We start from the raw sequence: 6127 nt of genomic DNA, 5'->3' as shown, positions 1-6127 counted from the left end.
CGCTCCTCCACGGCGGCCGACCCGGCGCCCACCCCGCCCCCGGCCCCCCGCCGCCGCGAGGCCCCGCCCCGGCGCGGCCGCACCCCCCTCTTCGACCAGTACGCGGACGACGACCGCCCCCGCGCGGCCAACGAGTGACACCCCCAGGCTGACCTGCGAAGGCCCGGATTTCTGTCTGGGCCGGTCGGGGTGCTAATGTTTCACACGTCGCAAGGGCCTGTGGCGCAGTCTGGTAGCGCACCTCGTTCGCATCGAGGGGGTCTGGGGTTCAAATCCCCACAGGTCCACAGACAACGGGAATCCCGTCCGATCGAAAGATCGGGCGGGATTTTCGCCGTTCCGGGGACGATTTCGACGGCGGCACCCCTTGAGGCGTTCGGCCGTGCCGGAGGGAGGCCGTGGGAGTGATCGAGCTCGATTACCGCGTGCGGGGCATTCCGCCGCGGAGGGAGCCGGAGAGTACGCGTTCCACCGGAAAGGGGACCTGGTCCACATCCGGGAGGAGGGCGGCCCCCGCGGTGTGGTGCCCTACGGTGAGTTCCACGCGGCGGCCGTCGTGTTCCTCCGCGACCTCGTCGACGACCTGAGCGCCCGCTGTCCGGAGCTGGACCGGAACCCCGCGATCGGCGGGATCCGCCGCCGGCTCCAGGACGCCTGAGCCGTTCCCCCCCCCCGAAGGGTCAGGTCCCTCCGTACAGCAGATCCCCGTCGATGTCCGCGAGCCGGGCGCAACCGGCGAGGGCCATCGACGTGGCGAGTTGGGCACGGTACGAGTCCAGGAGTGCGGTGACGCCCCCGGCGCCGCCGAGGGCCAGGGCCCAGACGACGGGGCGGCCGAGCAGGACGGCCCGAGCGCCCAGGGCGAGGGCCACCAGCACGTCGGTGCCGGTGCGGATGCCGCCGTCGACGAGGACCGGGACCTCGGCGCCCACCGCCGCAGCCACGGCGGGGAGGGCGTCCGCCGAGGACACCGCACGGTCCAGCTGCCTGCCGCCGTGGTTCGAGACGATCACCCCCGCCGCGCCCGCGGCCACGCACGCCCTGGCGTCGTCGGCCCGCAACACCCCCTTGACCAGGACCGGAAGCCCGGACATCCGGTGCAGCCCGCCGATGGCGTCCAGACCGAGCGAAGGGTCCTGCTCCCAGCCGGGCGACCGGGTGCCGATGCCCACCGCACGGCACAGCTCGTCGTCGTCGGGCAGGGGCAGCGGCAGCCCCGAAGTCGCCCGGGGCGGCACGTACGGGGCGTCGACCGTCAGGACCAGGGCCCGCGCACCGGCGGCGACCGCCCGGTCGACCTGACGGCGGGTGATCTCCGCGTCCCGCAGCCAGTACACCTGGTACCACCAGGGCCCGGCCACCGCGGCGACGTCCTCCGGGTGACGGGTCGCACGGGAGGAGAGCACGAGCAGCGAACCGGCCGCGGCGACCCCCGCCGCCGTGGCCGTCTCGCCCTCGTCGTGCGCCATCCGGTGAAAAGCCGTCGGACCGGCGAGCACCGGCGAGGCGAGTCGGGTGCCCAGCAGGTCGACGCCCGTCCCGACGGACGAGACGTCGCGAAGCACCCGAGGCAGCAGCCGTCGGCTGCGCCAGGCCGCCACCGCCTCGCCCGCGCTGATCTCCTCGTCCGAACCGGCGGAGTAGAACTCGTACGCGGCCCTCGGCAGGACCCCGCGCGCCCGCTCGGCCAGCTCCTCCGACGCCCGGACGCCGACGCCCGCCGGACCGGAGGGTTCCCGTGAGCCCGTCATGTCAGATCCAGTCTCCCGAGCCGCCGGCCGCGCCGTCACCGGACACCGTCACCTCGAACTCCAGCGCCGCCACGGCCTGCCGGGCGCGTTCCACGGCCTCGGCCGCGTCCGCACCCCGGGCGCGCACGAAGGCCGCCCGGGACTCCGAGCTGTCCAGGTCCCCCAGCACGTCCCCGGCGCCGAGCAGGGCCTCGGCGGTCACCACGCCGGGTCGGTCGGCGGCCTCGTCCAGGCCGCCGATCCGCGCGAGGGTGCCGCGCGCCCGCGGGACGGCGAACCAGATCGCCTCCGGGCTCCTGTCCACCGACGGGTCGGCCAGGGTCCTGCGGATGTCCGCGAGCACCGGCAGGCCCAGCGTCTGCCGCACCACGCAGTCCACCAGGTCGACTCCGGTGACATCGTGCACCAGATAGGGGATCTCGTCCCCGGCGAGCCGGACGTGGGTCTCGATGACCCGGGGCCCGTCCGCCGTCAGCACGACCTCGGTGTGGGTGACGCCGTACGCGATGCCGAGGGCGTCGAGGAGCCGCCGTACGTACCCGTGCACCGCGTCCGTCTGCTCGGGGGACAGCTCGGCGGGCACGACGTGGCCGAGTTCGACGAAGCCCACCGGGTCGGAGAACTTCCGCGTCACGGCGAGGATCTCGTGCTCGCCGTCCTCCGAGAAGGCCTCGACGCTGAACTGCGGCCCCTCGTGGAACCGCTCCACGAGGACGCCCGCGTCCGGGATGACCTCGAAGTCCGCCGAGGCGCGGGCGAAGGCCGCCTCCGCCCCGTCGAGGTCACGGACCACGGAGACGCCGAAGCTGCCCGCTCCCCGCACCGGCTTGACCACGCACGGAGTGCCGTGCCGGGCCAGGAAGGACCGCAGTTCGGCCACGTCGGCGACCCGCCCGCCCGGGGTCTCGTCCACGCCGAGTTCCGCCAGCCGCCGACGCATCGCCTCCTTGTCGTGGACACGGGCGATGGTCTCCGGCGAGTGACAGGGCAGACCGAGGGCGGCGGCGACCGCCGCGGCCCGGTCCTGGTCCCGCTCGCCGAAGGTGCCCACACGGGTGAAGGGCTGCCTCGCGTGGACGGCCGCGGCCAGCGCGATCCACTCCGCGTCGGGGGCGTCGGAGCGCAGGGCCAGCACCCGGTCGTGCCGTCCGGGCTCGCGGACCTTGGGGACGAAGTCCATCCGGCACAGGATGGTCGTGACGACGTCGGGGCCGCCCGCGTCGCGGATCAGGCCGGGGATTTCCCTGCCTCCGCCGACGATCAGCACGTGTTCTGTCATGGGGTCACCTCGCTGGGAGAACCGGAAGAGGAGGAGGAAGAAGAGGCAGAGGGCGCGGGGGCGGGGGCGGGGGTCGCGCGGGGTGCGCCGGTGACCCTCACCACCACGGCGGCCAGGGCGAACACCGCGGCGAGCAGGGCCCAGCCCGCCGTGCCCAACGGCAGCAGCACGCTGGTCATCAGGACCGGGCCGACGATCTGCTGGCCGGTCAGGCCCAGGCTGAAGGTGGCCAGGTAGCGGGACCGGGCCGAGGCGGGCGACAGCTCGTAGGACAGGTTCCACACGGCGATCGAGTGCAGGTTCTCGCCCACCGTCAGCAGCACCACGGCGAGCACCGCCCCGCCCGCCGCGAGCCACATCGGAACGTGCTCGGCACCGGCGAACGCCGCGCACGAGACCAGCAGCGGGACGAGGGCGACCGGGATGAGCCGCAGGGCTGCCGCGGTGGTCTCGGCGAACCGGGCCACGTACACCTGGAGCAGCACGGTCAGCACGGTGTTGACCGCGAGCAGGACCGAGACCGCCGAGGACGGCGCGTCGGTGGCCGTGGTCAGCCACAGCGGCAGGAGGACGAAGAGCACCGAGTCGTGCAGGGACAGCACGCCGTTGGAGAGGGTGAAGAGCATGAACCGCAGGTCCCGGAAGGGGCTGCGGACCGCCGTGGGCCGAGGCTCGGACGCGGCCGGCCCGGCGGCGTCCGCCGGGGGCGCGGGGGACGCCGCAGGCGCGGCCGGGAGACGGCGGCGCAGTTGCTCCACCACGACGGCGATCACCCAGAAGGTCACGGCGTTCGCCAGGAACAGCGCGACGAACGCCGCCCGCTCCTGGATCGCCAGGACCGCGCCCGCGAGCAGGAAGCCCCCGGTCAGACCGATGTTGCGCACCGAGCGGATGGAGGCCATCGTCCGGGTCTGGTTCCGCCCGCCCTCGACGATGCCCACGACCACCTGCTGGAGGGGAGAACAGCCCCGGTCCAGGGCCGTGAGTACGCAGGTGAGCACGGCGTACGGCCAGAAGTCGTCGATCAGGGCGAATCCGGCGTAGCCGAGGCCGCGCAGCATCAGCAGGGCGACGTACACCCGCACCGGACCCACGCGGTCGGCCAGTCTGCCGAGCGGTACGGGGCTCAGCAGCCCGGCCACCGCGGCGAGGGACAGCACCAGGCCGACCCGGGAGGCGGGCAGGCCGACGACCGTGACGAAGTACAGGGTGGAGGCGGCCAGGAACATGCCCGAGCCGACCGAGTCGACCGCCGCCCCGGCCGCGAGGCGCCGTCCCGCCGGTGTCCTGGGCAGGATGGCAAGCAGCAGGCCCGCGATCCGGCCGGACCCGGGCCCCTCCTCCTCCGTCACCGGCTTCCCCTCCTCCGGGGTGCTCGACCGCCCGCTCACGCGCGGCTCCGTTCCACGGGCGCGGACCCGGCGATCCAGTCGACCAGGTCGGCGGTGCGCCGTACGTGGACGGCCGTGGCGGCCTCCGGGGGCGGCTGGCGCAGATGGTTCCAGGTGTACCGGCGGGCCGCGTTGACGCAGGTCTCGGCCTGTTCGGCCGGGTACGCCGGGGCGGCCGACAGCAGGGCCGCGCCCAGCGCGAGCCTGCCGACGCGGTCCACCAGCACCCAGCCGCCCGCGGCGGTGTGCGCCGGGTCGGCCCCGACCCACTCGTCCCGGGTGGTGCCCAGGCCCGACAGCGCGGACTCGGCGATCTCCCAGGCGGCGGCGGCCCGCCCGGCCGGGCGCGGGCCCAGCGCGGTGCGCAGCCGGTCGCGCACCCCGTCGTAGACCTCGGCCCCGGCCAGCGCGGTGACCAGGTCCGCCACCCGGCCGTGCGCCGCCACGGTGGCGCCCCTCGCGGGCCGGTCCGTTCCGGTCATGGCCAGGACGCGTGCGGTGTCCGTCGCCACGGCCCACAGCGCGCACCCGCGCAGTACGCCGGCCGCCGGGTCCCGCGCGGTCGCCCGGTCCGCCGCCCAGGCTCGGGCGGCGGCCAGGTCGATCAGCCGGTCGCACAGCTCCTCGTCCAGCGAGGCCCGCCGGGCGTCGGCACCGGCAGGACCGGCACCGGCAGGACGGGTCTCGGCCGCCTCCGGAGCGTCCAGTACCGCCCGCAGCCGCCGGGTCGCGTCCTCCAGGGCGGCGGTCGCCTCCGCCGCCCCGGTCGCCTCCGGGCAGCTCACGCGCGCTCCAGCCAGTGCGCGTACCCGTCGTGCCGGCCGCCGACCACGTCACGGAAGAGGTCCCGCAGCTGCTTGGTCACCGGGCCGACGCCGCCCGCGCCCACCGGGCGCTCGTCCACCGAGGCCACCGGCACGATCTCGGCGGCGGTCCCGGTCAGGAACGCCTCGTCCGCGATGTAGACCTCGCTGCGCGGGACGCTCCGCTCCGTCACCACCAGGCCCAGGTCACGGGCCATGGTGATGACGCTGTCGCGGGTGATGCCGGGCAGGATCCCGTCGCTGACGGGCGGCGTGACCAGGGCGCCGCCGCGCACCAGGAACAGGTTGGCGGCCGAGGCCTCCGCGATGTGCCCGGTCGCGGTCGGCATCAGCGCGTCGTCGTATCCGGCGCGCAGCGCGCCCACCTTGGCGAGGGCGCTGTTGACGTACGCGCCGGTGGCCTTGGCGAGCGGCGGCACCGTCTGGTGCGAGTTGCGCTGCCAGTTGCTGACGATCAGCCGGCAGCCCTCCGTCTCGGCCTTGTCGCCGAGGTACGAGCCCCAGGGCCACACCGCGATCGACATCCGCACCGAGTCCAGCTGCGGTGCCACGCCCATCTCGCCGTAGCCCAGATAGGCGATGGGGCGGATGTAGCAGGACTCGTGGCCGTTGATCCGGACCAGTTCGAGCACCGCGGAGACCAGCTCCTCGTCGGTCCAGGGCAGCTCCATCAGGTACACGCGCGCCGAGTCGCGCAGCCGTGCGATGTGCTCGCGCAGCCGGAACACGGCCGGGCCGGAGGCCGTGGCGTAGGCGCGGATGCCCTCGTAGACACCCCATCCGTAGTGCAGGCTCGGCGTGAGCACGTGCACCTTCGCGTCGTCCCAGGGAACCAGCTCGCCGTCCATCCAGATGAACGGGGTCGGGGTCAGTGGCATGTCT

General features: G+C 74.7%; 6 protein-coding genes and 1 tRNA gene. 2 read left to right on the top strand and 5 right to left on the bottom strand.

Translation table 11 applies throughout. The annotated features are described in order from the left end of the window. Positions 1-213 precede the first annotated feature (213 nt). Positions 214-287, top strand: a tRNA-Ala gene (locus tag BU197_RS21070). A 233-nt stretch (positions 288-520) separates the two neighbouring features. Then, positions 521-658 carry a hypothetical protein gene (locus BU197_RS21065; protein WP_188269851.1) on the top strand — a complete coding sequence of 46 codons (138 nt, stop codon included), beginning with the start codon at positions 521-523 and terminating at the stop codon, positions 656-658. 22 nt (positions 659-680) lie between these two features. Here the strand turns inward: BU197_RS21065 and BU197_RS21060 are convergent, their stop codons facing one another. Genes BU197_RS21060 through BU197_RS21040 form a run of 5 tightly spaced genes read right to left on the bottom strand, consistent with a single transcriptional unit; the run spans position 681 to position 6123 of the window. Beyond that, positions 681-1751: an alpha-hydroxy acid oxidase gene (locus BU197_RS21060; RefSeq protein ID WP_188269850.1), complete on the bottom strand. Its 1071-nt coding sequence runs from the start codon at positions 1749-1751 to the stop codon at positions 681-683. A 1-nt stretch (position 1752) separates the two neighbouring features. After that, on the bottom strand, positions 1753-3030 hold the full coding sequence (locus tag BU197_RS21055) for an ATP-grasp domain-containing protein (protein ID WP_188269849.1): 1278 nt from the start codon (positions 3028-3030) through the stop codon (positions 1753-1755). Continuing rightward, complete coding sequence (locus BU197_RS21050) at positions 3027-4421, bottom strand: MFS transporter (RefSeq protein ID WP_188269848.1); 1395 nt, start codon at positions 4419-4421, stop codon at positions 3027-3029. Before BU197_RS21050 ends, BU197_RS21055 begins: the two co-directional genes overlap by 4 nt. Beyond that, complete coding sequence (locus BU197_RS21045) at positions 4418-5206, bottom strand: hypothetical protein (protein ID WP_188269847.1); 789 nt, start codon at positions 5204-5206, stop codon at positions 4418-4420. The genes BU197_RS21050 and BU197_RS21045 overlap by 4 nt, the downstream gene beginning before the upstream one ends. Continuing rightward, positions 5203-6123 carry a branched-chain amino acid transaminase gene (locus BU197_RS21040; protein WP_188269846.1) on the bottom strand — a complete coding sequence of 307 codons (921 nt, stop codon included), beginning with the start codon at positions 6121-6123 and terminating at the stop codon, positions 5203-5205. The genes BU197_RS21045 and BU197_RS21040 overlap by 4 nt, the downstream gene beginning before the upstream one ends. Positions 6124-6127 lie beyond the last annotated feature (4 nt).

The sequence above is a fragment of the Streptomyces sp. CBMA291 genome, from assembly GCF_014596525.1.
Taxonomy (GTDB): domain Bacteria; phylum Actinomycetota; class Actinomycetes; order Streptomycetales; family Streptomycetaceae; genus Streptomyces.
This window is presented reverse-complemented; position numbering and strand designations above follow the sequence as displayed.

Excerpts from the sequence above, each read along its gene's own strand:
- BU197_RS21060 (WP_188269850.1), bottom strand. The coding sequence starts at position 1,751 with ATGACGGGCTCACGGGAACCCTCCGGTCCGGCGGGCGTCGGCGTCCGG.
- BU197_RS21055 (WP_188269849.1), bottom strand. The coding sequence starts at position 3,030 with ATGACAGAACACGTGCTGATCGTCGGCGGAGGCAGGGAAATCCCCGGC.
- BU197_RS21040 (WP_188269846.1), bottom strand. The coding sequence starts at position 6,123 with ATGCCACTGACCCCGACCCCGTTCATCTGGATGGACGGCGAGCTGGTT.